This window comes from Burkholderia sp. SIMBA_051 (assembly GCF_046534915.1).
Classification (GTDB): domain Bacteria; phylum Pseudomonadota; class Gammaproteobacteria; order Burkholderiales; family Burkholderiaceae; genus Burkholderia; species Burkholderia ambifaria.
Map to the genome: position 1 here is coordinate 1 of NZ_JAWRXS010000633.1, position 250 is coordinate 250.

Genomic DNA, 250 nt, shown 5'->3' on the forward strand with positions numbered 1-250 from the left:
CGCGCAAGGAGCGGTTGTGCGCCTCGCTGCGCCAGCTTCTCGACGACGGAGCGGCGCGCGGCACGCCGCTCTCCGCGCTAGCGCGCGCCAACTTGCAGGCGTCGGTGCTCGCGTCGCTGTTCGACGTGGGCGCATTGCGTGGCGGCGAGCCGCTGGCGATGCCCGCGCGTGCGCGTCGTCAGTCGATCGTTTCCGAAGCGCGCGAGTATGTGCTCGCCAACCGCGAGCGCGCGGTCAACGTGCCCGAGTT

1 pseudogene is annotated in these 250 nt (G+C 72.0%); it reads left to right on the forward strand.

The features are described from left to right. Positions 1-250, forward strand: a pseudogene (locus SB771_RS36020) (AraC family transcriptional regulator); the annotation flags it as partial.